Origin of the sequence: Hyphomicrobium sp. 802, from assembly GCF_000526135.1 — a bacterium.
GTDB lineage: Bacteria > Pseudomonadota > Alphaproteobacteria > Rhizobiales > Hyphomicrobiaceae > Hyphomicrobium_B.
In genome coordinates, this window is sequence record NZ_JAFM01000001.1 from 1,677,701 (window position 1) to 1,702,748 (window position 25,048).

Below are 25,048 nucleotides of genomic sequence, written 5' to 3' on the forward strand. Positions count from 1 at the left end.
CGAGGATGACTGGCGAGGAAGCAAGCCAGCGGCTGGTCCCCTCGCTCTGTGGCCTCTCAAAGGGAGAGGTAAGATCAATCAGCCGCGGCCCGGGACCTTTATTGGGCGGGCGGGCTTGCGCATGAACGCCGGCATGTTTTCAGCGAAGCCGAGGCGCTCGCCACCCTTCTGCGGCGGAGGCGGGGCCTTGCTACGTGGCTGCTCTTGCGCCGCTTGCCGCTTCTCCGGCGCACGCTCGGGGCGACGCGGCGCTTTTGGCTCATCCGTCCAGGCATCGACCGTCGGCTGTTCGTTGCGATGGGCTGAGCGCTGAGGATGTTCGCGGCGCGGCTGCGCATGCTGACGGCTTGGCGACGGCGGTTGCTCTCCGCGCCCATGAGCACGCGGAGCTTCGTTGTCGCGCGACGGTGCATGGCTTCGCGGCTGCTTGTCCGCCGACGGCTTCTGCTCGCGACGACCGTGCTCAGAACCACGGTGCTGCGGCTTGGCCGACTTCTCGCGACCGCCCGAGGCTTGGCCGCGTCCACCGCGACCGCGGCGGCGCTTTCCGGCTCCGGCGATGTCTTCCTCCGATGGAGGTTCGCCAAGCCAAACGGCCGTTTCACCTGTGATCTTTTCGATGTCTTTCACGAACTTCAAATCATCCGGACTGACGAGGGAAATGGAATGTCCTTCGTGTCCGGCGCGGCCGGTGCGGCCGATGCGATGCACGTAGTCATCGGCTGCCCACGGCAGATCGAAGTTGAAGACGTGCGAGACCTCCGGAATATCGAGACCGCGTGCCGCAACGTCGGACGCTGCCAGCAGCATGATCTCGCCAGCGCGGAATTTGTCGAGCGTCTCCATGCGGCTCGTCTGGTCCATGTCGCCATGCAACGCGCCGGCGTTGAAGCCGTGCTTGGTCAGCGATTTATGGAGCACCGCGACATCGCGCTTGCGGTTGCAGAAGATGATCGCATTCTTGACGTTGCCGTCGCGGATCATGTCACGCAGGACTTCGCGTTTGGCCCAGTCTTCGCCGTTCTGGCAATAGACGAACCGCTGCGTGATCGTCTTTGCCGTTGTTGCTGGCTTGGCGACTTCGATGCGTTCGGGATTGTTCAGGAACTGATTGACGAGGCGTGTGATCTCGGGCGGCATCGTCGCCGAGAAGAAGAGCGTCTGGCGGCGCGGCGGCAGCAGCTTGCAGATCTTCTCGATGTCGGGAATGAAGCCCATGTCGAGCATGCGATCGGCTTCGTCGATGACGAGAATTTCGACGCCCATCAGCATGACGCGGCCGCGGCCGAAATGGTCGAGCAACCGGCCGGGGGTGGCGATGAGAACATCGACGCCGCGGTCGAGCTTCTTCACCTGGTCGTCCATCGAGACGCCGCCGATCAGCAGCGCGAGCGACAGCTTGTGATTGACGCCGTATTTCTCGAAGCTCTGCGCGACCTGAGCGGCGAGTTCTCGCGTCGGCGCGAGGATCAATGAGCGGGGCATTCGCGCGCGTGCGCGGCCCGTTTCGAGGCGTGTGATCATCGGTAAGGTGAAGGAGGCGGTCTTGCCGGTGCCCGTCTGAGCAATGCCGAGAACGTCTCGGCCGGTCACGGCGACGGGAATAGCAGCGGCTTGAATCGGGGTTGGCGCGACGTAACCCGCAGCCGCGATGGCGGCTTGAACCTTGGGCGAGAGCCCCAGGTCAGCGAACGTCTTGGTTTCCAAAAGCAGGTATCTCCATCTGCACAGGATCTGGCTGTCCGGCGCGAGGGGCGTCAGACGGTCTTTAAGAGAGCGCAGGGGGGACGGGTGCCGAAAGGACCTAAGCCGAAATAGGAGTGCGGATCAAAAAAGCATTAAAAAATGCGCAAATCGATCCCCTGCGCTCCGGCACGATCGCGTGCTCGCATACATCTCGGCAAATCGCAAGGAAAACCCACTAGTTTTGAGCCTGTAAGCCGCGGGCTTGTGTCACAGGCAGCTCCAGGGCCGCTTTTGGGCGGCCCTAGAAACCCTAAACTCCAAGTTTAGTCTTCAAGCAACCAGCGGCCGAACAGTCCACCGATGATGCCGCCGAGAATCGGCGCGACGAAGAACACCCAGACCTGCGACAGCGGCTCGCCCCCGGCATAGATCGCCGGGCCGAAGCTTCGGGCCGGGTTAACCGAAGTGTTGGAGATCGGGATCGACATGATGTGGATTGCAGTCAGGGCGAGGCCGATAGCGATGGGCGCCATCATCGAGGGGTGGTTCGCCCGCGTGACGCCCATGATGACGACAAGGAAAAATGCAGTCAGGACCGTTTCCAAGATGAAAACCTCACCCAGGGTCGCTTTCAGCATCGAGAGATCACCGTAGCCGTTGGCGGCGAACGTGGGGCTCGTATGGCCGACGAGGGAGAAGATTCCGCAGGCGGCACAAGCGCCGACGAGCTGGGCGATGATGTAGAGAATGGCGGGACCGAACTCGAAGCGGCCGCCGGCAACCAAGCCTAGAGTGACAGCGGGATTATAGTGCCCACCGGAGACGTGGCCGATCGCGAAGGCCGTCACCATGACGGTAATACCGATACAAAACGCGACGCCAAGTATGCCCGCCGCGCCGGACGGTGCTCCAAACGAATAGAACGCCGATCCAAGTATGGACGACATCAGCATAAATGTGCCGAACGTCTCGGCAGCCAAGGCTCTTATGTTCATAATATTATATTCCCCCCGGGCGCCGTATTCTGAGGTCGCTCAGAATTCTGCCGCCGTATGTTGGCATAATGAATGCGAATCAGCATTCGGAACAGGGGCATGCGTGCAACATGGTGGGCGTTGCGGCGAGTGCTTTTTTGCCGTGCCCGTTGAAAAAATCTTAACGAACCTCCACAAGCTCCGAGGAGCTTATTTGTCGTATCAACTAAATTGCCTTTTTAGCGGATATTTAGTGCCGTAGATTTCGGCGAGGCGGCGCCTGTCACGGTCTGGGTATAGGGGCGGTGTTAAGAGCGCTCTGTTGCGTGGCGTTTCGCGTGTGCAATTTTGAACGCGGGAACCGTCTCGCGACCTCGCAAGGATGTCGAGCAATGACAATCGATGCTGGTTCTGCGGTTGGCGGTGTGACCGCACGCGAAACTCCGGCGGTAATGGCAGAAGCCCGGCCACGCGGCATTCGTCGTGGCGATGTCATACGCGAATTGAAGAAGCGGGATAATTATACGAATTTCGCACACATCGGGTTTGTCTACCTGGTGATTGCCACCGCGATTGGCTTGACGATCTGGAGCTATGGCGCCGTCGCGGCTGCCGGCCTCGGCTGGTGGTGGAACATCCCGATGACGCTGCTGTGCATTGCGACGGTTGGCGCCTCGCAGCATCAATTCGGCGGTGTCATTCACGAGGGCACGCACTTCACGCTCTTCGAAAACAAATTCATGAATGAAGCCGTGTCCGATTGGCTTGGCGGCTTTCCGATTTACACATCGACGTTCCAGTATCGGCTGCACCACTTAGCGCATCATCAGTTCATCAATGATCCGCTGCGCGATCCCGATTGGGCACAGTTGAATGAGAGCGGCCACGATCTCGATTTTCCGATCACGCACGTCGACATGCTGAAGGAGCTGGCGAAGCAGCTCTGGCTGCCGAACCTCTTCCGCTACATGATCGTGCGTGCGCGTTACAGCGCGCTCGGGACGGACAATAATCCATATATGGACCGGGAGCGGAAGGGCGAACGGCTGCCGACGCTGGCCGGTGTCATCTATGCCGTTACGGCGCCGATTGCGGCTATCACACTCATCAAGACGGGCCACGGCCCATGGGCCTTTGCGGCGCTCGGCGTGATGACGGCGGCTGTCGTCGCGTATTTCTATTTTCTCGATGAAAACAAGCTGCCGCACGCACACGTCGAGACGGTGATTTCGCATCGGGCGACGAATATCAGCCGCATCATTTACATGGCGATCGTCTACACGGCTTTGACAGCAGTCGAAGTGGCGGGCTGGGGACCGGCTTGGAGCTATTACGGCCTGCTGTGGATCTTGCCGCTATTCACGGCTTTCCCGTTGTTCATGATCATGCGGCAGTGGGTGCAGCACGGGAACGCCGATCGCGGGCGCTATACGAACACGCGCGTGTTCCTGGTCAATCCGTTCATTCGCTATGCGGTGTTTCCGTTCGGCATGGACTATCACTTGCCGCACCACATCTACGCGTCGGTCCCGCATTACAAGCTCAAGGACCTGCACGAGCTGTTGCTGGACGATCCGAAGTATCGCGAGAAGGGTATCGTCGTCGAAGGGTATTTCAACTCGCCGCATGGTGAGACCCCGGAGCGCAATCCGACAGTGATTGAGGTTCTGGGCGAGAAGTATGCGCCGAAGCCGGATGGCGAAGTTTACGTCGATACGGATACGCTTGAATACGCCAAGGTCAGCAATGCGGCGGCCATCCAGCGCGAGAACGAAGCCTCATCGCGCGGGGAGTAATCCGCGAATTTTGTCGTCCTCGGGGTTTGTCCCGAGGATGACAAATGGAATGCTTTCAGGTTGAGCCGAGCGAAGGCCTTAAATATCCAGATCCTTCGCGAAGGCAGCGTTCTCCTGAATGAAACGGAAGCGCGCTTCAGGCTTCGAACCCATCAGAGCGTTGACCACTTCTGACAGGCCGTCGCGCGCGGCTTCATCGATGGCGACACGCAGAAGCGTGCGGCGCTTCTTGTCCATCGTCGTCTCTTTCAGGTCTTTGAAGTCCATCTCGCCGAGGCCTTTGAAGCGCGTGACCTTCGGTTTCTTGTTCTTGAAATGCGTCGCGAGCAGCTCGTCGCGGTGCGCCTCGTTGCGGGCGTAGGCAACGTCGCTCTTGTCGGAGATCTTGTAGAGCGGCGGCACCGCCAGGAAGAGGTGGCCGTTTTCGACCAGTTCCGGCATTTCCTGATAGAAGAACGTGATCAGCAGCGAGGCAATGTGCGCGCCGTCGACGTCGGCGTCGGTCATGACGATCACGCGCTCGTAGCGCAGGTCATCGTCTCGATACTTGGTGCCCGTGCCCACGCCGAGCGCCTGGATCAAATCGGCTAGAAGCTGGTTCTGTGACAGTTTCGCCGACGAGGCGTTGGCGACGTTCAGGATCTTGCCGCGCAAAGGCAGCACGGCCTGGGTTTCGCGGTCGCGTGCGCTCTTGGCGCTGCCGCCGGCCGAGTCGCCCTCGACGATGAAGATTTCGGTGCCGGCGGCCTGCTGGATCGAACAGTCGGCAAGTTTGCCGGGAAGACGCAGCTTGCGCGTTGCCGATTGGCGGCCGACCTCTTTTTCGCGGCGACGCTTCAGGCGTTCTTCGGACTGGTCGATCGTCCATTCGAGCAGTTTCGTTGCCTGCTGTGGAGAGTCTGCCAGCCAGTGATCGAAGGCGTCGCGCACAGCGGTTTCGACGATCTTCGTCGCCTCGACGGTCGCGAGCTTGTCTTTGGTCTGGCCCTGGAATTCGGGCTCTCGAATGAAGACGGACAGCATCGACGCGGCCGTTCCCATCACGTCTTCGGACGTGATCTGCTGGGCTTTCTTTACGCCGACGAGTTCGCCATAGGCACGGAGCGCCTTATAGAGCGCCTGGCGCAGGCCGTTTTCGTGCGTGCCGCCTTCTGGCGTCGGGATCGTGTTGCAGTAGGACGATGAGAAACCGTCTTCGTCGGAGATCCAGGCGACGGCCCATTCAACGGAACCGTGGCCTTCGTCCTTCTCGACGCGACCTGAAAAGATTTCCTTGGTGACGCGGGTGCGGCCGTCGATCGATGACGTGAGATAGTCGCTCAAGCCGCCGGGGAAGTGGAAAGTCGCTTCGGCGGGCGTGTCGTCTTTGATGAGCTCCGGTGCACACTTCCAGCGGATTTCGACGCCGCCGAACAGGTAGGCCTTCGAGCGGGCCATTTTCATCAAGCGCGCAGGCTTGAACGCAGCGCCTTTGCCGAAGATTTTCTCGTCTGGCTTGAAGCGCGTTTTCGTGCCGCGCCGGTTCATGATGGAGCCGAGCTTTTCGAGCTTGGTCTGCGGCTCGCCGCGCGAGAACACCATGCGATAAAGCTGTTGGTCGCGTGCGACCTGAACTTCGAGCGTTTCGGACAGCGCATTGACGACCGACACGCCGACGCCGTGCAGACCGCCCGAGGTGTTATAGGCCTTGGAATCGAATTTGCCGCCCGCGTGCAGAACGGTCATCACGACTTCGAGCGCGCTCTTATTCTTGTACTTGGGATGCGGGCCGATCGGAATACCGCGGCCATTGTCGGTGACCGTCAGAAAGCCGTCTGCCGAAAGCTCGACCTCGATCCAGGTGGCGTGGCCCGCAACGGCCTCGTCCATGGAGTTGTCGATGACCTCGGCGAAAAGGTGATGCATGGCTTTTTCGTCGGTGCCGCCGATGTACATGCCGGGGCGGCGGCGCACGGGTTCGAGGCCTTCGAGGACCTCGATGTGCTCTTCGCTGTAGGCGCTTTCGACAGGCTTGCGGGCACGCGACGATTTCTCAGTCATTTCGCTTTCGAATTCCGGAAAAAGGTCAGTTTGCGATCGGCTCATTAGCGGCCCCCAATCGTGCCATGGCATAACCACGCATTCGGAAAGAAGCGGCGGGGACGCCTGACAGCTGGGCCGCTGAAGCGAATCTCAGAGAGCTTCTTATAGCCCGAGCCGGGCCGGGGCTACCATGGCGTTTCGGTTCTGTGTCGGTCCGGCAACTCGCGGGCTGGATCAGGCTGCGACGTTATCGATCAGCCGGGTTTTGCCCAGCCAGCAAGCGGCGAGAACGCGCATCGGCCGCCCACTTGCGGTTGATGCCGGTTCGAGTGTTTCGGCATCCCAGACCTCGATATAGTCGATTTTCGTGAAGCCTGCCGCGGTGACTTTGCGTTTGGCATCAGCCACGCCCGCCGGAATGTCGGCACCGTTGGCGACATCTTTGGCAAGTGCGGAAATTGCTGCGTAAAGAGCCGGCGCGATCTTGCGTTCGGCTTCCGAGAGATAGGCATTGCGCGAAGAAAGCGCCAGTCCGTCGGCGTCGCGTTTCGTCGGTGAGCCGATCAATTTCAGCGGCATGTTCAGGTCGCGGACCATCTGGCGCAGTACGGCAAGCTGCTGAAAATCCTTTTCGCCGAAAACTGCGATGTCGGGCGTCACCTGATTGAAAAGCTTGGCGCACACGGTTGCGACGCCATCGAAATGACCGGGGCGGAATGCGCCTTCCAGGTCCTTGGCGGCGCTCCCGGCACGCACGCCTGTGGAAAAACCGTTTGGGTACATTTCTTCAACACCGGGTGACCAGACGAGGTCGGCGTCGGCAGCAGCGAGCTTGGCGAGGTCGCCCGCTTCATCGCGCGGATAACGCGACAGGTCTTCATTGGCGGCGAACTGCGTCGGGTTGACGAAAATAGAGACGACGGCCTTGTCGGCTTTCTTTTTCGCCAGTTTCACCAGGGAAATATGCCCGGCGTGGAGCGCACCCATCGTCGGTACAAGGCCAACCGTCTGGTCGCGGCCGCGCCATTTGGCGACGGCCTTTCTGAGGTCGTGGACGGTGCGGACGATCTTGATTTTATCGGACACAGGCGAAGCCCCCGAGCTTAAATTTCGGCCAGAGGTGCCGGGAATAGGGGCGAACCGTCAAGGGGACACGGTGGGCGGCGACGGCCGGGGGAGGCGACGGTTTAACGATCTGCTAGTATTCCTTAACGGGCGAATCGCATCGGCCGCCCTATATCAGCGGGTAGGACATGGTCGCGACATTGCGGCGTGAGGACAGCGTGACACAGCGGGCTCTCCCACCACGGGATGAATTCGCCGCCCAGTATCTTATGGACGAGCCGCGTCTCGTCGGGGCTTTGATCGAGCGGGCGTTTTTCACTGAAGACGAACGCCGGCGCACGGCCGACATCGCGCGCCGCCTCGTTCATACCGCACGCGCCGATAAAGCAAGCCATGCGGGCATTGATGCTTTCATGCACGAGTATGGGCTGGCGACCGATGAGGGCGTCATCCTGATGTGCCTCGCTGAGGCGCTGCTGCGCATCCCGGATGCCGAAACGGCCAACGCCTTCATTGCCGACAAGATTTCCGGCGGCGCCTGGGAGAAGCATCGTGGCCATTCCGATAATCTGTTCGTCAACGCCTCGACCTGGGGCCTGATGCTGACGGGCCGCATCATGCGGCTCAAGGAGGCGAAAGGCGCCAATCCGTTTCAGGCGATGAAGCGGCTCGTCGCGCGTTCGGGTGAAGGAACGATCCGGCTGGCCATCCGCCATGCCGTGAAGCTGCTCGGCGAGCAATTCGTGCTGGGCTCGACGATCGAGAGCGCATTGGCGCGAGCGCGCTTTTATGAAGAGAAGGGCTACCGGTTTTCCTACGACATGCTGGGCGAGACGGCGCGCTCGGAACATGATGCCGAGCGTTATTTCCAGCGCTACATGGCGGCGATCGATGCCGTTGGGGCGGAGGCCCGGCCATTCACAACGCAGCATGCCGACGCGATCTTTGGGCGCCCTTCGATTTCGGTGAAGCTTTCGGCGCTGCATCCGCGGTTCGAGCCGGGGAAAGAGAAACGACTGCGTGCGGAACTCGGCCCCCGACTGTTGACGCTGGCGCGAGCGGCGCGGGCGAAGGGTCTCGGGCTGACGGTCGATGCCGAAGAACAAGACAGACTCGATCTCACCGCGCAGCTTTTCGGTGATACATTCGTCAGTTCACAGCTCGAAGGCTGGCATGGGCTTGGGATCGCCGTGCAGGCCTATGGGAAGCGCGCGATCCCGATGCTTCGCTGGCTCCGGCGGCTGAGTGAGCAGACGGGCAAGCGCATTCCGGTGCGGCTCGTCAAAGGCGCGTACTGGGACAGCGAGATCAAATGGGCGCAAGAGCGTGGTCTTGAAGATTACCCGGTATTCTCGCGCAAGCTGCATACGGACGTTTCCTATCTCGCAGCGATGCGGCTGCTGATTTCCGATCCCGTCGCATTCTATCCGCAGATTGCGACGCATAACGCGCATACGATTGCGGCGGCGGCAGTCGCGGGGGGCGCTGTCGAATTTGAATATCAGCGCCTGCACGGCATGGGCGAAGCGCTTTACGAGCAGGTCGTCGGCGAAGGTAAGTTCAATCGCGCCTGCCGCGTCTATGCGCCGGTCGGCGGGCATGAGGATCTGCTCGGCTATCTCGTGCGGAGACTGCTCGAAAACGGAGCCAACACGTCGTTCGTTAATCGGTTGGGCGACGAAGAAACGCCGATTTCCGAGATCATCGCCGATCCGGTCGAGATCGCAGACCGGGAATTCAGCTCGGGCGAGCGGCCGAAGCTGATTGCGCGCCCGCGCGATATTTTTCTGCCCGAACGCAAGAACAATGCCGGGCTGGCTCTAACCGAGACCGGCGTGCGCGAGGCGTTGCAAACCGAGATCGCGAAAGCCCTGAAAACGCCATTCGCGGCGGGGCCGATCATCAACGGCGTTGTCACGGCGGGGGGCGAGGCAGCAGGCGTTGTCGCGTCACCGCACGACCATCGCGATCGGATCGGAACGGTGCGGCTTGCAACGCCGCAGCACCTCGAAGACGCGATTGCGTCGGCGAAAAACGCAGCGCCGTTATGGGAAAAAACCGACGCTGCCGAGCGTGCGCGCATTCTCGAAGTTGCTGCGGACCTGTTCGAGCGAGATCGTGCAGCGCTGATGGCGGCGCTGATCCGCGAGGCCGGGAAGACCATCGAAGCGGCGCAGGCCGAGGTGCGGGAAGCTGTCGATTACCTGCGCTATTACGCCGTCGAAGCGCGGCGGCTTTTTTCCGATCCGGTCGTACTCCGGGGCCCGACGGGCGAGGAAAACACTCTGACGCTGCGCGGGCGCGGTGTGTTCGGCTGCATTTCGCCGTGGAACTTTCCGATTGCAATTTTCACCGGCCAGGTGGCGGCAGCACTGGCGGCGGGGAATGCCGTCATTGCAAAGCCTGCCGAGCAATCGCCGATCTCAGGCTTTTTGGCCGTTAGGCTGCTGCATGAAGCGGGTGTCCCGCGCGAGGCGCTGCAACTCGTGACGGGCGGCGGCAAGCTCGGCGAAGCGATGGTGAAAGATGCGCGCCTGCAAGGAATTGCATTCACGGGATCGAACGAAACAGCCTGGGCCATTCAGCGGGCGCTGGCGGATCGGCGCTCGGCCATCGTGCCATTCATCGCCGAGACGGGCGGAATCAACGCGATGATCGCGGATTCATCGGCGTTGCCTGAGCAGGTGGTGCGCGATGCTGTGCGGTCGGCCTACGATAGCGCCGGTCAGCGCTGCTCGGCGGCTCGCATTCTCTTCGTTCAAGACGATAATGCGCCGCGTATCCGTGCGCTGCTCGCTGGCGCCATCGAAGCGCTTGATGTCGGCGACCCGCTGGATTACGCGACCGATATCGGCCCGGTGATCGACGAAGCGGCGCAGGACAATCTCGAAAGCCACAAGGTCTTGATGCAGCGTGAGGGGCGCGAGATCATCGATCTTGCGATGCCGGAAGCCTGCCGGGCTGGGACCTATGTCACACCAGCGCTTTATGAGATCGACCGGCTCGACAGGCTCGATCATGAAGTGTTCGGGCCGATCCTTCACATGGTTCGCTATGAGCGCGGGCATATCGACAAGGTCGTTGCTGCGCTCAATGCGACTGGGTACGGCCTGACGCTTGGGCTGCACAGCCGCATCGAGAGCGTCGCCGATTACGTGGCGGAGAACGCCCACGTCGGTAATCTCTACGTCAACCGCAATCAGATCGGGGCGGTCGTCGGCGTCCAGCCGTTCGGCGGCGAGGGGCTTTCCGGCACCGGACCGAAAGCTGGCGGACCGAACTATCTTGCGCGCTTTGCGACCGAGCGGACGCGTTCGACCGATATCACCGCGACCGGCGGCAATTACACACTGCTGAGTGGGAAGAGTTAGGAGGCTTCGTCACTCATAAACTGCGTAGAACTTCTTGGCGGGTTCGATGACTTCCCAGGTTCCGGTGAAGCCTGCGGGCGTCAGGAAGGCGTCTCCAGCGCGGAAGGTCGCCTCGGAACCATCATCGCCGCGGACGACGATGAGGCCCTCCAAGATGTAGCAGAACTCGGTTTCGGTGAAGACGACGCGCCATGCTCCTGGATCGCCGCTCCAGATGCCCGAGCTGAAATGGCCATCGGGGCTTTGAAACAGGTTTTGTGCGCACTGCACCGGGTTCCCAGAGACGATGCGATCGGCTGCTGGGTGATAAACGTCGCCGGGCGGAAGGACGCCTTGGAAGACGACGAGCTTGGGAATTTCGCTGTTGGCGGTCACGGGCGGGCCTTACATTGCAAGCTGGGCGGCGATGCTACGTCTGCGCTGCTTTCCAGTGCAAGGCGTTACTCGCCCGCCATGACGAAGCAATCGACCGCCTGGCGACGCAGTGCGTTGCACGTCGAGGCGGCACGATTGGCGTTGAAGCCGGTGAAGCGGGCCCGGAAGATCTGGTGGCCGTTCTTCATCGCCGGGTTGGTGACCGAGGAAACGCCGGCGAGAAGGCGTCCGGCACGATCCTGGACGTTGCTCAAGGCGCGCTGGGCGTCGTCGATCGAGCTATAGGCGCCGATCTGAACGGCATAGCGACCGCCATTTGCCGTCCGAGCCGTGTCCCGGCGCGGTTCAAACCGATCGTCTGACGCGTCACCTAACGCGCGGGCTTGGGCGCCCAGCGTAGACGGCGGCATGCCACGGATAACCGGCGGGTCGTGCAGTTCGGTCTCTTGCGGCTGCTGACGTCGCTGCGGCCGCGGGGCAAGCGCTGGCGGCGGCGGTTCATAGGCCGCGACGCGCTGCAGAGGGCGAGGTGGCGCGGTTATCGACGAGGTGCTGGAGCTGGCAAGGTTCGCCGGAGCGAATGGGCGAATTGGCGCGACCTGGGCTCCCGTCGCCGGGGAAGCGTTGCCGACGCGCGTGTAGCCGGGCGTTGCCTGGATCGGCGGAACGGCTCGGGCCGGGGCTTCTTCGGGGCCTGTGTCTTCCATGTCGGTCGTGTCGTCGGACGAGGGCGCGCGCGCCTTCGTCGAGATCGGCACCGCACGGACTTTGAAGATACGGACCGGCGTTTCATCGGCGTCGGCCTGGACAGCCGGTTGTGGAGCTTCCGCGCGGGCCGGCGCGCGCTTTATGGGGCGTTGCGCGATCTTCGGCTCGTTTCTTAGACGGGCGAGCAGCAGCGGCTTGCGGGTTTTGTTGCGGGAGGCGCGCGACAGCATCCGCGTCAGCAGGGCGCGCATCTCGGCATTGCGCGTCGCCGCGGTGCGGCCGCCGAAGACAACGCCGACCAAATGTTTCTCGCCGCGATGAAGGGACGTCACGAGGTTGAAGCCGGAAGCGCGCGTGTATCCGGTTTTGATGCCGTCGATGCCTGCGAAGGTGTTCAGCATGGTGTTGTGGTTGCGGTAGGACTTGCCGCCATACGAAAACACCCGGGTGGAAAAGAACGGGTAGTACTGTGGAAAGTCGTCCTGCAGGCGCAGCGCGAGGGTCGCCATGTCGTGTGCTGTGGTAATCTGCTCGTCGTTCGGGAGGCCCGAGGCGTTCTCGTAGTGGGTACCTGACATGCCGAATGCGCGGGCGCGGGCATTCATCAGACGGGCAAAATTGGTTTCGGAGCCGCCGATTTTTTCGGCAAGCGCGACGGCGATGTCGTTTGCGGACTTGGTGACGATCGCCTTGATGGCGTTTTCGACAGTGATCTGATCGCCCGGTTTGAGGTCGAGCTTCGAGGGCGCCTGATCGGCAGCATGCTCGGAGATCGTAATCCTGTCGGCCATACGTAGACGCCCGGTCTGGAGCGTCTCAAATGTCAGATACAGCGTCATCATCTTGGTGAGAGACGCGGGATGACGCGGCGCATCACCGTCTTCATTGTGGAGAACAGCGCCGGTGTTGGCGTCCAGGATAAACGCAGCGTGGCGGTTGTCCCGAGCTTCCGCGCTCGTCAGGCCAACGGCGAAAACGATGAGAAAAGCTGATGCGTACGCAAATACTCGTCGCAACACGACGCTCTATCCCTCTGGCCGCCCTCGAAAAGCGGCAATGACTGACACCCTGTTCGTGGGATTGCCGACCGGTTCCCACTGGCGCCCCACCCACCGATATCGGCAAGAAGAGCATTGTTTTTGGGCACCTTTTTGGCGTCAAAGAGGCTTTCGGCGCTTTCCAGGTGCCAGCGCCACTGTAGGAGCTGAAGGACTTCGTTAGCGTTAAGGAGCAAGGTAAAATTTACCCCTTTGGCTGTCCCATTATTGGGCGCTAAGGTCTTGATTATGGCCCGCGTGACGACGCGTGGGGCGAGACCGGACTGTTGGCCGCCGCGGCTTCTGTGGAAGGGCCAAGAGGGGGGTGTCATGAGGGTGGCGAGCATCTGTTGAAACGACATTGTCCCATGCTTCGAGCCTGTCTGAAGCGCCGCATGGCTCGTTCTATTTTTTGCTCGTCAGCGTGCCTATATTACAGGCTTGATGAACACGGGTGTTTAGCTTGAACATTTGGCGAGAGAGACAGTTGTCCCTGCGGGCATGCGTTTGCAGTGAAAGCGTAACTTTTCTGCCTCCAACGGTTGAAGGTTGCGGGATAGCTTTAGGAGATCCGATGGATTCGGGGTTTGCCCGAGGCACGCGATGAAGAAGGTGGACATCCACTCCCTGGTGCACGCTGCCCGCATGGCAGCGAATGAGCCGCCCGATGGTCCGCGCCGTGATGACGGTGATGGTGACTCCAAGACGGGTATTGTCACGAAGACCCGTCCCAAAACTAAGAAGCCGAACCTATATAAAGTTCTTCTGTTGAACGACGACTTCACTCCGATGGAGTTCGTCGTTCTCGTGCTGCAGCGTTTCTTCAATAAAGGACAGGAAGATGCCACCCGCATCATGCTTCATGTCCACCATAAAGGTGTCGGTATTTGTGGCGTGTATACGTACGAGGTTGCTGAAACCAAGGTGACGCAGGTCATGGACTTCTCGCGGCAGCATGGCCATCCTCTTCAATGCACCATGGAGAAAGAGTAGGACTCGATTGACATCGCTCTCCAAAAATCTTGAAGCCTCGCTGCACCGGGCGGTGCAGTATGCAAACGTCCGTCACCACGAATTTGCGACGCTGGAGCATCTGCTTCTGGCGCTCGTTGACGACCGGGATGCGGCCGCCGTGATGCGTGCCTGCTCGGTTGATCTTGAGCAGCTCAGGGCGCGCCTGATCGAATATCTGGATACGGAACTGAAGCCGATCGTATCCAAGTCGGCCAGGGATGCGCACCCGACGAATTCGTTCCAGCGCGTCGTCCAGCGGGCGATCGTGCATGTGCAGACATCCGGACGCGAAGAGGTGACGGGCGCGAACGTTCTGGTCGGGATTTTCTCGGAACGCGAGAGCCATGCCGCCTACTTCCTGCAGGAGCAGGAAATGACTCGCTTCGATGCGGTGCAGTATATCGCACACGGCATCGCGAAGCGGCCGGGCATGTTCGAGCCGCGGACGGTTCGTGGCGTCGACGAGGAAGTCAATTCGACCGAGAGCGAAGAGAAGAAGCCCGGCGACGCGCTCAACACTTACTGCGTCAACCTCAATAAAAAGGCCCGCGATGGCAAGATCGATCCGCTGATCGGCCGCGAGCAAGAGGTGCTGCGCACGATTCAGGTTCTCTGCCGCCGGCAGAAGAACAACCCGTTGCTGGTTGGCGATCCGGGCGTCGGCAAGACGGCCATTGCTGAAGGCTTGGCGCGCAAGATTGTGCAGGGGCAGGTTCCCGACGTTCTCAAGGGCGCAACGATCTTCTCGCTGGATATGGGCGCGCTGCTTGCCGGCACGCGCTATCGTGGCGACTTCGAAGAGCGGCTTAAGGCCGTGATGAAGGAGGTCGAAGCTTTCCCGGGAGCCGTGCTGTTCATCGACGAGATCCACACCGTTATCGGTGCGGGTGCGACGTCGGGCGGCGCGATGGATGCTTCGAACCTGCTGAAGCCGGCGCTTCAGTCGGGCGCGCTGCGCTGCATCGGCTCGACGACCTACAAGGAGTATCGCCAGCACTTCGAGAAGGATCGCGCTCTCGTCCGTCGATTCCAGAAAATCGACGTCAAGGAGCCGTCCGTCGAGGATGCCATCGAGATCTTGAAGGGTCTGAAGTCGGTCTTCGAGGACTATCACAAGATCAAGTACACGAACGAGGCCATTAAGGCCGCGGTCGAACTGTCGGCGAAGTACATCCACGACCGTAAGCTGCCGGACAAGGCGATCGACGTGATCGACGAAACCGGCGCGTCGCAGATGCTGCTTCCCGAAAGCAAGCGGAAGAAAAAGATCACCACCAAGGAGATCGAAGCGACCGTCGCAACGATGGCGCGCATTCCGCCGAAAACCGTCACGAAGAGCGACGCCGAAGTCATTGCGCACATCGGGCGCGATCTGAAGCGGCTGGTGTTCGGTCAGGACAAGGCGATCGAAGCGCTTTCGAGCGCGATTAAACTGGCCCGTGCCGGTTTGCGCGAGCCCGAGAAGCCGATCGGTTGCTACCTGTTCTCCGGCCCGACCGGCGTCGGCAAGACGGAAGTTGCCAAGCAGCTTGCGAACCTGATGGGCGTCGAGCTGCTACGCTTCGACATGTCGGAATACATGGAGAAGCACACGGTTTCCCGTCTGATCGGCGCTCCTCCGGGCTATGTCGGTTTTGATCAGGGCGGCCTTCTGACTGATGGCATCGATCAGCATCCGCATTGCGTGCTGCTGCTCGATGAGATCGAGAAGGCGCATCCGGACCTGTTCAACATCCTGTTGCAGGTCATGGATCACGGCAAGCTGACGGACCATAACGGTAAGTCGGTCGATTTCCGCAACGTCGTGCTGATTATGACGACGAACGCGGGGGCGTCCGACATGGCCAAGCCGCCGATGGGCTTCAATCGGACGAAGCGCGAAGGCGAGGATACGGAAGCCGTGGCCAAGCTGTTCACGCCCGAGTTCCGTAACCGTCTTGATGCCGTCGTGCCGTTCGCCGGGTTGTCGCCCGAGATCATCGCGCAGGTCGTCGAGAAGTTCATCTTCCAGCTCGAAGCGCAGCTCGCAGATCGCGGCGTTTCGATCGAGCTGTCGGATGAGGCGACGCGCTGGCTTGCGGAGAAGGGTTACGACGAGAAGTTCGGTGCTCGTCCGTTGGCGCGCGTCATCCAGGAGTACATCAAGAAGCCGCTGGCAGAAGAGCTGCTGTTCGGCAAGCTCGAAAACGGTGGCACGGTGAAGGTGCTGGTTGCCGGCAAAGGGCCGGATCGGACGCTGACGTTCGATTTCCTGCCGCTTGATCCTTCGAAGAAGGTGAAGACGCCGGACGACGAAGAAACCGACGAAGACGATGGCCCACAGCCGGTCCTGGCCGACGCGACGCCAAAGAAGGCGCTTCCCGGTCCGAAGGAGAAGGGCGACAAGCCCAACGGATCGGGTGCGGTGCCGAGCGTGCCGCGGAAGAAGAAGGACGAGTAGTTCTTTTTAGATTGAAATTCACAACGCCGGGCTCGAAGCCCGGCGTTTTTGTTGGAGCGTCTCAGTCGACGAGGATCGGCGTTTTTCCGTACGTGGTTGGATCGGCGAGGCTCTTGACCATGAAGTCCGCAACATCAGCGCGGGATATTGCGCCTCGGCGCCAGTCCTTCATGTCATTCAGTACCTTATAGCGCTTCTTGGCTGGCGCATTTGTCAGCAATCCAGGCCGGACGATAGTCCAGTCGAGGTTGCTTTTCTGAACGATATCTTCGGCGATGTCTTTGTCGGAATAAACGCGCTGCAGGAACAGCGGAAACATCACGTAATCATAGAGAGGGTGAATGCGCCCACGACTGTTCCCGGCGCCGATACCGGTCACCATGACAAGGCGGCGAACGCCGGTCTGCTGCATTCTGTCGACCATAACGCGCGTTGCTTCGGAAAAGATCGTTGTGCCAAAGGCAAGCTCGGTTAGCGTTTTGACGCCAAGTGATTGAATGACAGCGTCCACGCCTTGCATCGCGGCACTGACATCTGCGCTCGAGCGCGCATCACCGTTGAGCTTCACGAGTTTAGGGTGGCTGATCGATATGTTCTTTGCCGAGCGCGAGAATGCGCGGACTTCGTGACCAGCAGAGAGTGCGGCTTTCACAGTTTCGTAGCCGATCCCGCTGCTAGCGCCGATAACAAGGACAACGGACATGGCGCACCTCCTTATCGAGTTTAGAAGTGGGCTTCCGAGGGCGTGCCGTGAAGGGGAGCACGCCCGGCTCCTCACTCAGTTAAGTTACGCCAGCGCTGCTTTCAGCTTCTCGGCGTTGGCTGCAAGAATGGCGGCATCTTCCATCTGGCGCGCATGCAACTGAAGGGGTTTGCCCTCGTAGCGCGGCATGATGTGGAAATGCAGGTGAAACACTGTCTGCCCGCCAGCCGGTTCATTGAACTGGGCGATGCTGATGCCGTCGGCGTTGAAGGCGGCTTTGGCGGCGATGGCGACCTTCTGCACCAGCGGGATGATCTTTGCGAGCACAGCCGGATCGGCATCGAGCAGGTTGCGCGACGGCGCTTTCGGCACAACGAGCGTGTGGCCCGACGTCTGGGGCATCACGTCCATGAAGACGATGGCGTCAGCATCCTCGTAGACTTTGTGGCACGGGATTTCGCCGCGCAGGATTTTCGCGAAGATATTGGAATTGTCATAGGACATGGTGTTCGCTCGGCCCGGTATCGCGGCACCCGGCCGGGGCCGCTTCAGGCCTCGTCTTTGCGATAGGGACCCATTTCGGTCAAGTCGGCATTCATCTGGGCGACGGCCTCACGCTCTTGCGTCAGGAAACGCTCGACGGCGCGGCGGAACGATGGATCGGCGATCCAGTGGGCCGAATAGGTTTCGACCGGCAAGTAGCCGCGCGCGAGCTTGTGCTCGCCCTGGGCGCCCGCTTCGACGCGCGGCAGCTTGTTGGCGATGGCATAGTCGATGGCTTGGTAATAGCAGACCTCGAAATGCAGGGCCGGATGGTGCTCCGTGGCGCCCCAGTAGCGGCCGTACAAACAATCGCCGCCGATCATGTTGAGAGCGCCTGCGATGTAGCGCCCGTCACGCTTAGCGAATACGAGGAGGCAGTGTTCGGCCATCGTCTCGCCCAGCAGCGAAAAGAACGTGCGGTTGAGGTAAGGGCGGCCCCATTTGCGATTGCCGGTGTCCATGTAAAACGTGAACATCGCGTCCCAATGGTCTTCGGTGATGTCTTTGCCGGAGATCTGCTCGATCTCGATACCGGGTGCGAGGGCGGCCTGCCGTTCCTTTTTGACGGCCTTGCGTTTGCGCGAGGCGAGCGACGCCAGAAAATCATCGAATGATGCGTAGCCGTCGTTCTGCCAATGGAACTGCTGGCCGACGCGCGTCAGGAAGCCGAACTCTTTCAAACGTTCGGCCGTTTCGGCATTCAGGAAGGTCAGGTGTACGGATGACAGTCCGCCCTGGCGCGCGACTTCAATTGCGGCGGCTGCCAGCACCTGTTCGTCGGCGCGCGCTTTCTCGCCCGGTTTGACGAGGAGGCGTGGGCCGGGAACAGGCGTGAACGGGATGGCAATCTGAAGCTTTGGATAGTAGCGCCCGCCTGCGCGCTCATAAGCATCGGCCCAGCCGTGATCGAAAACGTATTCGCCCTGACTGTGGGATTTGACGTAGGCGGGGGCAACGGCAGCGATGTTTCCATCATCGTCATTGATGACGAGGTGGCGCGGCAGCCAGCCGGTCTGCCGGCCAACAGTATGCGAATCCTCCAATGCCTTCAGGAAGGCGTGGCTGACGAACGGATTGAAAGTCGCCGGATCGGGATTGGCGCATGCGTCCCACTGCGCGGCATCGAGTGTCGCGATCGAAGGAACGAGATTGACGGCGGTGTCGGAAAATATAGGCATTCGGTCGTTTGTCGCGCCTGCGCAAAGTCTATGCAACGCCTTGATATAGGATCAAAGCGATTACACGGCAGGGCTGTCACGCGCGGCGCGGGAGGCACGCAGTGTCGCGGGCTGCGGCTACTCGGGCCGGAAGCCTTCGAAGATCATGGCATCTGCCCATGTTTCGGCGATGCGGCGCTGTTTGGCGGTACGGACCGTCCAGGTGAAAACGGGAAGACCTAACGTCCGGCGCACGAATTCGGTGACGGGCGTCGGCAGCGCATCGACTTCGTAGGCGTAGAAATCAGGTGCGACGGCGCCCGATTCGAGCAGATCGCGAAGGTCTTTGGCGCGGGCCTTACCGATCTTGCGCGGCCACCAGCCCGGTCCTTCATAGCTGCCGGAGACCATACCGCGCAGGATCTCAGGGGCGGCTGTCCTTATCGCGACCATAACGGCGGGGTCGAATGACATCAACGCGATGGGGCCTGGGTACGCAGCGACTGCCGCTGCGATATTGGCGATGAACGTTTTGTTCGGCGGCTCCCACTCGCTTTTGATCTCGATCAGAAGTGGCACGCGTCCGGCGACCAGATCGAGCAGTGCGGGGAGCGTGAGAATGGGCGTGTCGCTGTCGCGGTGGCGCAGTGTTTTGAGGTCGCTTTCCTTCAGGTCAGCGACGAGGCCGCGGCCACCGACGAGCCTTTGCAATGTCTCGTCATGAAAAACGACCGGAACGCCACGTTTGATCGGACGGATATCGCATTCGATGCCGTAACCGGCCGCAATGGCCGCTTCGAATGCGGGGCCGGTGTTTTCGATGATGCCGCGTTTGCTGTCGTGCAGCCCACGGTGCGCGACGGGCCGGAAAAACGCGGCATGATTGGCCATGACGTCAGCGCACCTTGAAGATAGCGTCGATCTCGACGCAGGCGTTCAACGGCAGGCTCGCGACGCCAACGGCGGAACGGGTGTGGCGGCCTGCATCGCCCAGGGCGGCGACCATCAAGTCGGATGCGCCGTTGATGACTTTCGGCTGGTCGTAGAAGTTCGGTGCGGAGGCGACGAAGCCCGTGAGTCGCAGGACCTGCACGATGCGGCCGAGATCGCCGAGGGCTGCCTTGGCTTGCGCCAGCAGGTTGAGTGCGCAGTGGTGAGCGGCTTCCTGGCCTTCCTCGATCAAGACACCGGCGCCGAGCGTTCCCGTGAGAATGCGGCCGGCGCCGTCCTTGGCGACCTGACCTGAAATGAAGAGTTGATCGCCCGAAAGAAGAAACGGCACGTAGTTGGCAACGGGTTGCGGAGCCTCGGGGAGTTTTAAGCCCAATTCGGCCAGCCGCTGTTCGATGGAGGTCATTGAAAGATTACTCGATGTTTAGGTTGTTCAGTAGCTTGTGGCCGTCGCAACGCCCTTTTGTAAATGCTTTATCTGCCATCTTGTTTGCGGTACCTATAGCCTTTTCCGCCCGGAGAGCGAGCTAAGTTCGATGACGACGCGTTTTGGCTACGCTTTGGTAGCGCTTTCGACCCTGGTAGCGGGCCTTGCATCGGGAATGGCGAGCCATTCTGCGGCAGCTGCAGAGCTTGTGCCGTTTTCGCCGCATCGCGCCGTATACGATCTGTCTTTGGGCGATGCTTCGGCGGGCTCGGGCGTGACCGGAATCGTCGGCCGGATGGTTTATGAGCTGAAGGGCTCGCCGTGCGAGGGTTATACGCAGAACATGCGCTTCGTCACTGTGATGACGAACCAGGATGGCGTCGAGACGGTTAGCGATCTTAGAAATTCGAGCTGGGAAGAGGCGGACGCCAAGAAGCTCCGTTTTTCATCGACGCAATATCAGAACGATGAGCTAGCGGATTCGAGCCAAGGCGATGCGCTAAGGACGAAGGGCGCGACGCCAGTCGTCGGCGTCGATCTCGTGAAGCCCGCCAAGAAGCGGTTGTCGCTGCCGACCGACATTTATTTCCCGATGCAGCACGCTTCAACCTTGGTTCAAGCCGCCAAGAGCGGTGTCAAGATGTTCACCGCCAATCTCTACGACGGTTCGGAGAAGGGCGAGAAATACTACCTAACCAATACGATCATCGGCAAAAAATTCGGGACTGGTCCGGATGCGTCTGTCGGCACGTTCAAGGGTGCCGATCAGCTGGCGAAGGTCGAATCCTGGCCGATGACGATCAGCTATTTCGACGCCGGCAAAGAGCACGAAGATCAGACGCCCGCTTACGAGCTGTCGTTCCGCTATTTCGAGAATGGCGTCACGAGCGATCTCAAGATCGATTACGGTGAGTTTTCGATCAGGGGCGATCTCAAGGAGCTGACGTTCCTTGAACCCGGTAAGTGCCCCGCCACGGCGGCGCCGACGAAATAAATTTACTTCAGTCGTCGATCGGGCCGGCGAGTAGCTGATGGGCCGGCGCAATCAGCGCCGGGTCAATCCCGTTCTCCTGGCAAAATGCCAGAAGAAGCCCTTCATCGGACAATAGAAACTCGAGCGTCGCCAGCTGCATCTCGCGCGAAGAGGCGATGTTGCGAAGGTCTTGCGGGTCGCTTCCGGTCAGCGCCAGAAAGCGCGAAATCTGCTTGGGGTCGGCGAGCACGTACGTCAGTATCTGCAACGCGAGTGCTTCTGCCCGTTCCTCGGTCAATCGCGCGGGCTTCGATCGGAACATATGGTTACCTAATCGTCGAGGTGTCGTTAACTGTTGGTTACCGCTTTCAGGGGCAAAGTCGAGCGCCAATTCAACGGAGAATCGGTGCACAACGGCCGCAAGGAGCCTAGGCGGTTGCTATGACGTATCAGGAAACGGGAATGAGCGTCGAGCGTCGTTCGCCCGAGCCGCTGCTCGGTGCGCAATCTGTCCTGATCGTTGAAGACAACGAGCTCAATATGAAGCTCTTCAACGATCTCCTTGTTGCGCACGGTTATCAGACAATTCAGACGCGCAACGGCTTCGAGGCTCTCGAACTCGCGCGCAAGCATCGTCCCGATCTCATCTTGATGGACATTCAGCTGCCGGAGGTATCCGGGCTAGAGGTCACGCGCTGGCTAAAGGACGACGATACGCTTTGCCAAATTCCCATCGTCGCGGTCACGGCCTTTGCGATGAAAGGCGATGAAGAACGCATCCGTTCAGGCGGTTGCGAAGCGTACATCTCGAAACCGATCTCCGTCACGTCTTTCCTCGAAACCGTCCGGAAGTTCATCGGTGCATCGAAGGCCTAGTATTCTTCAAAGATTTTTCAGCTCATGACCGCGCGCGTTCTCGTCGTCGACGATATTCTGGCAAACGTGAAGCTTCTCGAAGCGAGGCTTCAGGCGGAATATTTCGAAGTTCTCACGGCGAACAGCGGGCAGCAGGCGCTCGATATCCTTGAGCATGAGAGCGTCGACGTCGTGCTTCTCGACGTCATGATGCCCGGCATGGACGGCTTCGAAACGTGCCGCCGCATTAAAGGTAGTCATCTCACGCACCACATTCCCGTCGTCATGGTCACCGCCCTCGATCAGCCGTCCGACAAGGTTCTCGGGCTGGAGAGCGGTGCGGATGATTTCCTCACCAAGCCGGTCGACGACATCGCGCTCGTGACGCGTGTGCGGAACCTTGCACGCCTCAAAATGCTCAACGACGAAATGATGATGCGCGCGTCGACGGGCCGAACCATGGGCATTCCCGACGACGGCTCCCTCGCGCGGGCTCTGTCGGCGAGGACAGGGCGTGTTCTGCTGGTCGACGATCATGAGCGGTCGGCGACGCGTTTGCTTGAAGTGCTGTCGCGCGCGAACGACGCGCATCTCGAACGGGATGCGCAGACGGCGCTCGTTCGGCTCGCCGAGGGCGGATTTGATCTGCTCATCGTCAGTCTTTCATTGAGCGGCTCGGACGGCTTGCGGCTTTGCTCGCAGGTCAGATCGCTCGAACGGACGCGGCATCTACCGGTTATCATGCTGGTCGAACCCGGCGATGAAGCACGATTGCTGCGCGGCCTCGATATGGGCGTCAACGACTACCTGATGCGGCCGATCGATCGCCATGAACTGCTGGCGCGTGTCAAAACCCAGATCAAGCGGAAGCGGCATTCGGATTTTCTTCGCCATCGGCTCGCGGAAAGCGTCGAGCTGTCGATTACGGATTCGCTGACCGGGCTACATAACCGTCGCTACATGGAAGGCCATTTGCGGACGCTTGTTTCGGAAGCGGCCCGGACCGGGCGCAGCCTGTCGATGCTGGTCGCCGACATCGATCACTTCAAGAACGTCAACGATACCTACGGGCACGATGTCGGTGATGAAGTGCTGAGGGAGTTTTCCGTGCGCTTGCGGCGCAATACGCGCGGGATCGATCTTGCCTGCCGGTTCGGCGGCGAGGAGTTCGTGATCATTATGCCGGACACTGATCTAACGCACGCTTATCAGGTCGGCGAGCGCCTGCGCGCATGCGTTGCCTCCGATGAATTCCGGATCGGTGATGGTCAGAATATCCGGGTGACGGCGAGCGTAGGGATCGGCACGTTGGAGACGGCAGACGACACGCCGGAGACGATGTTCAAGCGGGCGGATAGCGCCCTCTACATCGCCAAAAGACGCGGCCGGAACCGCGTTGTCGTCGACGCCGCGTAAATGAGACTTTAGCCGAAAGTCACGTTGCTTGCGGGCAAGCCGCAATTTGAGAACAACGCAACCGTCACGCAGATGTCAGAAAATAGCTATGCTTTTCTGTCAGTTAGTTGTGAACGCCATACAGCCAAGCTTGCGTGAATCGTAGCGCCAGCGACACAGTAAAGCAGTTGTTGCTTTCCGCGTCGTAATCTGGCACCAATCTACGCGTCTAAGTGGGGATAAATAGGAATTCTTGCGATTTTGACGTCGGCCTTGCGTGCACTCGCTGTGAGGTGACGCCTATAAAATCCCGCGCTATCGGGCCCGCCGCAAAGCCTGGTAGAGTGGGTATGATCGAACCAAGCGACCACACGAGTGGCCTCCTCGAACGGTTGCGGAGGATCGATCGCGAAGCTGGGTGGGGAACAACGCCCTCTTTGAACCTCGCCCGGTCGTGGCCAGGGTTGCGAAGCTGTCTCGGAACGATTTACCCCGCTGCCGAGTTTGCTTTAAGCCCTGGCCACATCATCAGCCAGAGCTTCCTCAACGCGATTGATATCCGTCAAGTTCAGCCGTAATCGGCTGAGCAGCAGCGCGGTTTATTTAATTTTTGTTTCTTTGAATTCCACGTGCTTACGCGCAACGGGGTCGTACTTCTTGAAAACAAGCTTTTCGGTTGCCGTGCGCGGATTTTTCTTCGTGACGTAGAAGAAACCGGTTCCGGCGGACGACAACAATTTGATTTTCTGCGTAACTGGCTTTGCCATGGATAGTGGCCTTAAGTGAAAAATGCCAAGAAACCTTGGCCAGGGAGCGCGCAACATACGCGTCAACTTTGCCGTGTCAAGGCATCGGAGGTGCGACTTTACACGATATCAGGTCGCGGTGGAAGGATGAGCCTGCGGAATAATAGAAAGGCAGGAGTTCGGCGCTGTTGCGAAATACCGGCGCGGCTTCGAGAAGTTCGGCCACATCATTAAGCACAAGCCGCGTAATGTTTGGCAAATCGAGCGCCGCGGCTTCCGTTAGCGTAAACCATCCAAGATCCAGCAGCTCGTCGTCCGTCGCAGAGCGATCGGCAGAGACCGCTTCGGAAACTGCAAGGAAGAACCAAGTATCGTAACGGCGAACGCGGCCCGGCGGCGTTATCGCGCGCGCGAACGGAATGAGGTTCGCGGGAGCTGGTGCCTGCCCTGATGCGGCAAACGTCTGCCAGGCAGGCAATGTCTCGGGCAGTGCACCTTCTTTGCCGATCAGCAGCCCTGTCTCCTCGAAAAGCTCGCGGATGCCTGCAAGCGCAAATGGTTTGATCTCGTCGGCCAGATCGGCAGGCGAGAATTGTCCTGCGAACTGCTTTGCGAAGTGGCGATCTTCGTCTTCGACGCGACCGCCGGGGAAGACCCATTTGTTGGGCAGGAAGACTTGATTGGAATGACGGCGTCCCATCAGCAGTTTGGGTTCGGCGTTGCTGAGGTCGGCGACGAGCAGGCACGCGGCGTCGCGAACGGGAACATCGGACGTAGGATTGTCGAGTGGCTCCGCGGACATGGACGGCT

Annotated in this window: 21 protein-coding genes; 7 read left to right on the forward strand and 14 right to left on the reverse strand. The window is 60.3% G+C overall.

Annotated elements, in window-relative coordinates; all coding sequences use genetic code 11:
- Positions 1-78: 78 nt before the first annotated feature.
- Both HYP802_RS0108415 and HYP802_RS0108420 read right to left on the reverse strand, forming a co-directional pair.
- Positions 79-1,707, reverse strand: a complete 1,629-nt coding sequence (locus HYP802_RS0108415) for a DEAD/DEAH box helicase (RefSeq protein ID WP_013946740.1) — start codon at positions 1,705-1,707, stop codon at positions 79-81.
- Positions 1,708-2,009: 302 nt separating this feature from the next.
- A complete protein-coding gene (locus HYP802_RS0108420; RefSeq protein ID WP_013946741.1) occupies positions 2,010-2,681 on the reverse strand; it encodes an aquaporin in 672 nt (223 codons plus the stop codon).
- A 371-nt stretch (positions 2,682-3,052) separates the two neighbouring features.
- Here HYP802_RS0108420 and HYP802_RS0108425 point away from each other — a divergent pair, with 371 nt between their 5' ends.
- Positions 3,053-4,456: a fatty acid desaturase gene (locus HYP802_RS0108425; protein ID WP_013946742.1), complete on the forward strand. Its 1,404-nt coding sequence runs from the start codon at positions 3,053-3,055 to the stop codon at positions 4,454-4,456.
- Between the two features lie 78 nt (positions 4,457-4,534).
- Here HYP802_RS0108425 and parE read toward each other — a convergent pair whose 3' ends face one another.
- Positions 4,535-6,496, reverse strand: a complete 1,962-nt coding sequence (gene parE, locus HYP802_RS0108430; protein ID WP_244421031.1) for a DNA topoisomerase IV subunit B — start codon at positions 6,494-6,496, stop codon at positions 4,535-4,537.
- Positions 6,497-6,712: 216 nt separating this feature from the next.
- Positions 6,713-7,564 carry a pantoate--beta-alanine ligase gene (gene panC, locus HYP802_RS0108435; protein WP_013946744.1) on the reverse strand — a complete coding sequence of 284 codons (852 nt, stop codon included), beginning with the start codon at positions 7,562-7,564 and terminating at the stop codon, positions 6,713-6,715.
- A 197-nt stretch (positions 7,565-7,761) separates the two neighbouring features.
- Here panC and putA point away from each other — a divergent pair, with 197 nt between their 5' ends.
- Positions 7,762-10,914 carry a bifunctional proline dehydrogenase/L-glutamate gamma-semialdehyde dehydrogenase PutA gene (putA, locus tag HYP802_RS0108440; RefSeq protein WP_245261477.1) on the forward strand — a complete coding sequence of 1,051 codons (3,153 nt, stop codon included), beginning with the start codon at positions 7,762-7,764 and terminating at the stop codon, positions 10,912-10,914.
- 9 nt (positions 10,915-10,923) lie between these two features.
- Here the strand turns inward: putA and HYP802_RS0108445 are convergent, their stop codons facing one another.
- Together HYP802_RS0108445 and HYP802_RS0108450 are read right to left on the reverse strand one after the other, a co-directional pair.
- Entirely contained in the window at positions 10,924-11,289 is a 366-nt protein-coding gene (locus tag HYP802_RS0108445) for a cupin domain-containing protein (RefSeq protein ID WP_013946746.1), read from the reverse strand.
- 65 nt (positions 11,290-11,354) lie between these two features.
- The gene (locus HYP802_RS0108450) at positions 11,355-13,016 is read right to left on the reverse strand and encodes a D-alanyl-D-alanine carboxypeptidase (protein ID WP_013946747.1); all 1,662 of its coding nucleotides are present in this window, start codon (positions 13,014-13,016) and stop codon (positions 11,355-11,357) included.
- A 663-nt stretch (positions 13,017-13,679) separates the two neighbouring features.
- Here HYP802_RS0108450 and clpS point away from each other — a divergent pair.
- Complete coding sequence (clpS, locus tag HYP802_RS0108455; RefSeq protein WP_029670871.1) at positions 13,680-14,027, forward strand: ATP-dependent Clp protease adapter ClpS; 348 nt, start codon at positions 13,680-13,682, stop codon at positions 14,025-14,027.
- Between the two features lie 7 nt (positions 14,028-14,034).
- Complete coding sequence (clpA, locus tag HYP802_RS0108460) at positions 14,035-16,488, forward strand: ATP-dependent Clp protease ATP-binding subunit ClpA (protein WP_013946750.1); 2,454 nt, start codon at positions 14,035-14,037, stop codon at positions 16,486-16,488.
- Between the two features lie 61 nt (positions 16,489-16,549).
- Here the strand turns inward: clpA and HYP802_RS0108465 are convergent, their stop codons facing one another.
- The 5 genes from HYP802_RS0108465 to HYP802_RS0108485 all read right to left on the reverse strand — a co-directional run bounded on the left by HYP802_RS0108465 (position 16,550) and on the right by HYP802_RS0108485 (position 20,248).
- Entirely contained in the window at positions 16,550-17,191 is a 642-nt protein-coding gene (locus HYP802_RS0108465; protein ID WP_013946751.1) for an SDR family oxidoreductase, read from the reverse strand.
- A gap of 84 nt (positions 17,192-17,275) precedes the next feature.
- Positions 17,276-17,695: an HIT family protein gene (locus tag HYP802_RS0108470; protein WP_013946752.1), complete on the reverse strand. Its 420-nt coding sequence runs from the start codon at positions 17,693-17,695 to the stop codon at positions 17,276-17,278.
- A gap of 44 nt (positions 17,696-17,739) precedes the next feature.
- Positions 17,740-18,912: a GNAT family N-acetyltransferase gene (locus HYP802_RS0108475; protein ID WP_013946753.1), complete on the reverse strand. Its 1,173-nt coding sequence runs from the start codon at positions 18,910-18,912 to the stop codon at positions 17,740-17,742.
- A 117-nt stretch (positions 18,913-19,029) separates the two neighbouring features.
- Positions 19,030-19,782, reverse strand: a complete 753-nt coding sequence (locus HYP802_RS0108480) for a glycerophosphodiester phosphodiesterase family protein (RefSeq protein ID WP_013946754.1) — start codon at positions 19,780-19,782, stop codon at positions 19,030-19,032.
- Positions 19,783-19,786: 4 nt separating this feature from the next.
- Positions 19,787-20,248 carry a RidA family protein gene (locus HYP802_RS0108485; protein ID WP_013946755.1) on the reverse strand — a complete coding sequence of 154 codons (462 nt, stop codon included), beginning with the start codon at positions 20,246-20,248 and terminating at the stop codon, positions 19,787-19,789.
- 130 nt (positions 20,249-20,378) lie between these two features.
- Here HYP802_RS0108485 and HYP802_RS0108490 point away from each other — a divergent pair, with 130 nt between their 5' ends.
- Positions 20,379-21,263 carry a cell envelope integrity EipB family protein gene (locus HYP802_RS0108490; RefSeq protein ID WP_013946756.1) on the forward strand — a complete coding sequence of 295 codons (885 nt, stop codon included), beginning with the start codon at positions 20,379-20,381 and terminating at the stop codon, positions 21,261-21,263.
- 7 nt (positions 21,264-21,270) lie between these two features.
- On the opposite strand, the gene HYP802_RS0108495 is transcribed toward HYP802_RS0108490, so the two are convergent.
- Positions 21,271-21,540 carry a DUF3572 domain-containing protein gene (locus tag HYP802_RS0108495; protein ID WP_245261478.1) on the reverse strand — a complete coding sequence of 90 codons (270 nt, stop codon included), beginning with the start codon at positions 21,538-21,540 and terminating at the stop codon, positions 21,271-21,273.
- Positions 21,541-21,704: 164 nt separating this feature from the next.
- Between HYP802_RS0108495 and HYP802_RS0108500 the strand changes: the two genes are divergently transcribed.
- Together HYP802_RS0108500 and HYP802_RS0108505 are read left to right on the forward strand one after the other, a co-directional pair.
- Positions 21,705-22,118 (forward strand): response regulator, encoded by a 414-nt coding sequence (locus tag HYP802_RS0108500; protein WP_050976861.1) that lies wholly within the window; start codon positions 21,705-21,707, stop codon positions 22,116-22,118.
- 24 nt (positions 22,119-22,142) lie between these two features.
- Complete coding sequence (locus tag HYP802_RS0108505) at positions 22,143-23,513, forward strand: PleD family two-component system response regulator (protein ID WP_013946759.1); 1,371 nt, start codon at positions 22,143-22,145, stop codon at positions 23,511-23,513.
- Between the two features lie 578 nt (positions 23,514-24,091).
- Here the strand turns inward: HYP802_RS0108505 and rpmG are convergent.
- Together rpmG and HYP802_RS0108515 are read right to left on the reverse strand one after the other, a co-directional pair.
- Positions 24,092-24,259, reverse strand: a complete 168-nt coding sequence (gene rpmG, locus HYP802_RS0108510) for a 50S ribosomal protein L33 (protein ID WP_013946760.1) — start codon at positions 24,257-24,259, stop codon at positions 24,092-24,094.
- 76 nt (positions 24,260-24,335) lie between these two features.
- Positions 24,336-25,040 (reverse strand): NUDIX hydrolase, encoded by a 705-nt coding sequence (locus HYP802_RS0108515; protein WP_013946761.1) that lies wholly within the window; start codon positions 25,038-25,040, stop codon positions 24,336-24,338.
- Positions 25,041-25,048 lie beyond the last annotated feature (8 nt).

Excerpts from the sequence above, each read along its gene's own strand:
- HYP802_RS0108420 (WP_013946741.1), bottom strand. The coding sequence starts at position 2,681 with ATGAACATAAGAGCCTTGGCTGCCGAGACGTTCGGCACATTTATGCTG.
- HYP802_RS0108425 (WP_013946742.1), top strand. The coding sequence starts at position 3,053 with ATGACAATCGATGCTGGTTCTGCGGTTGGCGGTGTGACCGCACGCGAA.
- parE (WP_244421031.1), bottom strand. The coding sequence starts at position 6,496 with ATGACTGAGAAATCGTCGCGTGCCCGCAAGCCTGTCGAAAGCGCCTAC.
- clpS (WP_029670871.1), top strand. The coding sequence starts at position 13,680 with ATGGCAGCGAATGAGCCGCCCGATGGTCCGCGCCGTGATGACGGTGAT.
- HYP802_RS0108465 (WP_013946751.1), bottom strand. The coding sequence starts at position 17,191 with ATGTCCGTTGTCCTTGTTATCGGCGCTAGCAGCGGGATCGGCTACGAA.
- HYP802_RS0108470 (WP_013946752.1), bottom strand. The coding sequence starts at position 17,695 with ATGTCCTATGACAATTCCAATATCTTCGCGAAAATCCTGCGCGGCGAA.
- HYP802_RS0108475 (WP_013946753.1), bottom strand. The coding sequence starts at position 18,912 with ATGCCTATATTTTCCGACACCGCCGTCAATCTCGTTCCTTCGATCGCG.
- HYP802_RS0108480 (WP_013946754.1), bottom strand. The coding sequence starts at position 19,782 with ATGGCCAATCATGCCGCGTTTTTCCGGCCCGTCGCGCACCGTGGGCTG.
- HYP802_RS0108485 (WP_013946755.1), bottom strand. The coding sequence starts at position 20,248 with ATGACCTCCATCGAACAGCGGCTGGCCGAATTGGGCTTAAAACTCCCC.
- HYP802_RS0108490 (WP_013946756.1), top strand. The coding sequence starts at position 20,379 with ATGACGACGCGTTTTGGCTACGCTTTGGTAGCGCTTTCGACCCTGGTA.
- HYP802_RS0108500 (WP_050976861.1), top strand. The coding sequence starts at position 21,705 with ATGAGCGTCGAGCGTCGTTCGCCCGAGCCGCTGCTCGGTGCGCAATCT.
- HYP802_RS0108505 (WP_013946759.1), top strand. The coding sequence starts at position 22,143 with ATGACCGCGCGCGTTCTCGTCGTCGACGATATTCTGGCAAACGTGAAG.
- rpmG (WP_013946760.1), bottom strand. The coding sequence starts at position 24,259 with ATGGCAAAGCCAGTTACGCAGAAAATCAAATTGTTGTCGTCCGCCGGA.
- HYP802_RS0108515 (WP_013946761.1), bottom strand. The coding sequence starts at position 25,040 with ATGTCCGCGGAGCCACTCGACAATCCTACGTCCGATGTTCCCGTTCGC.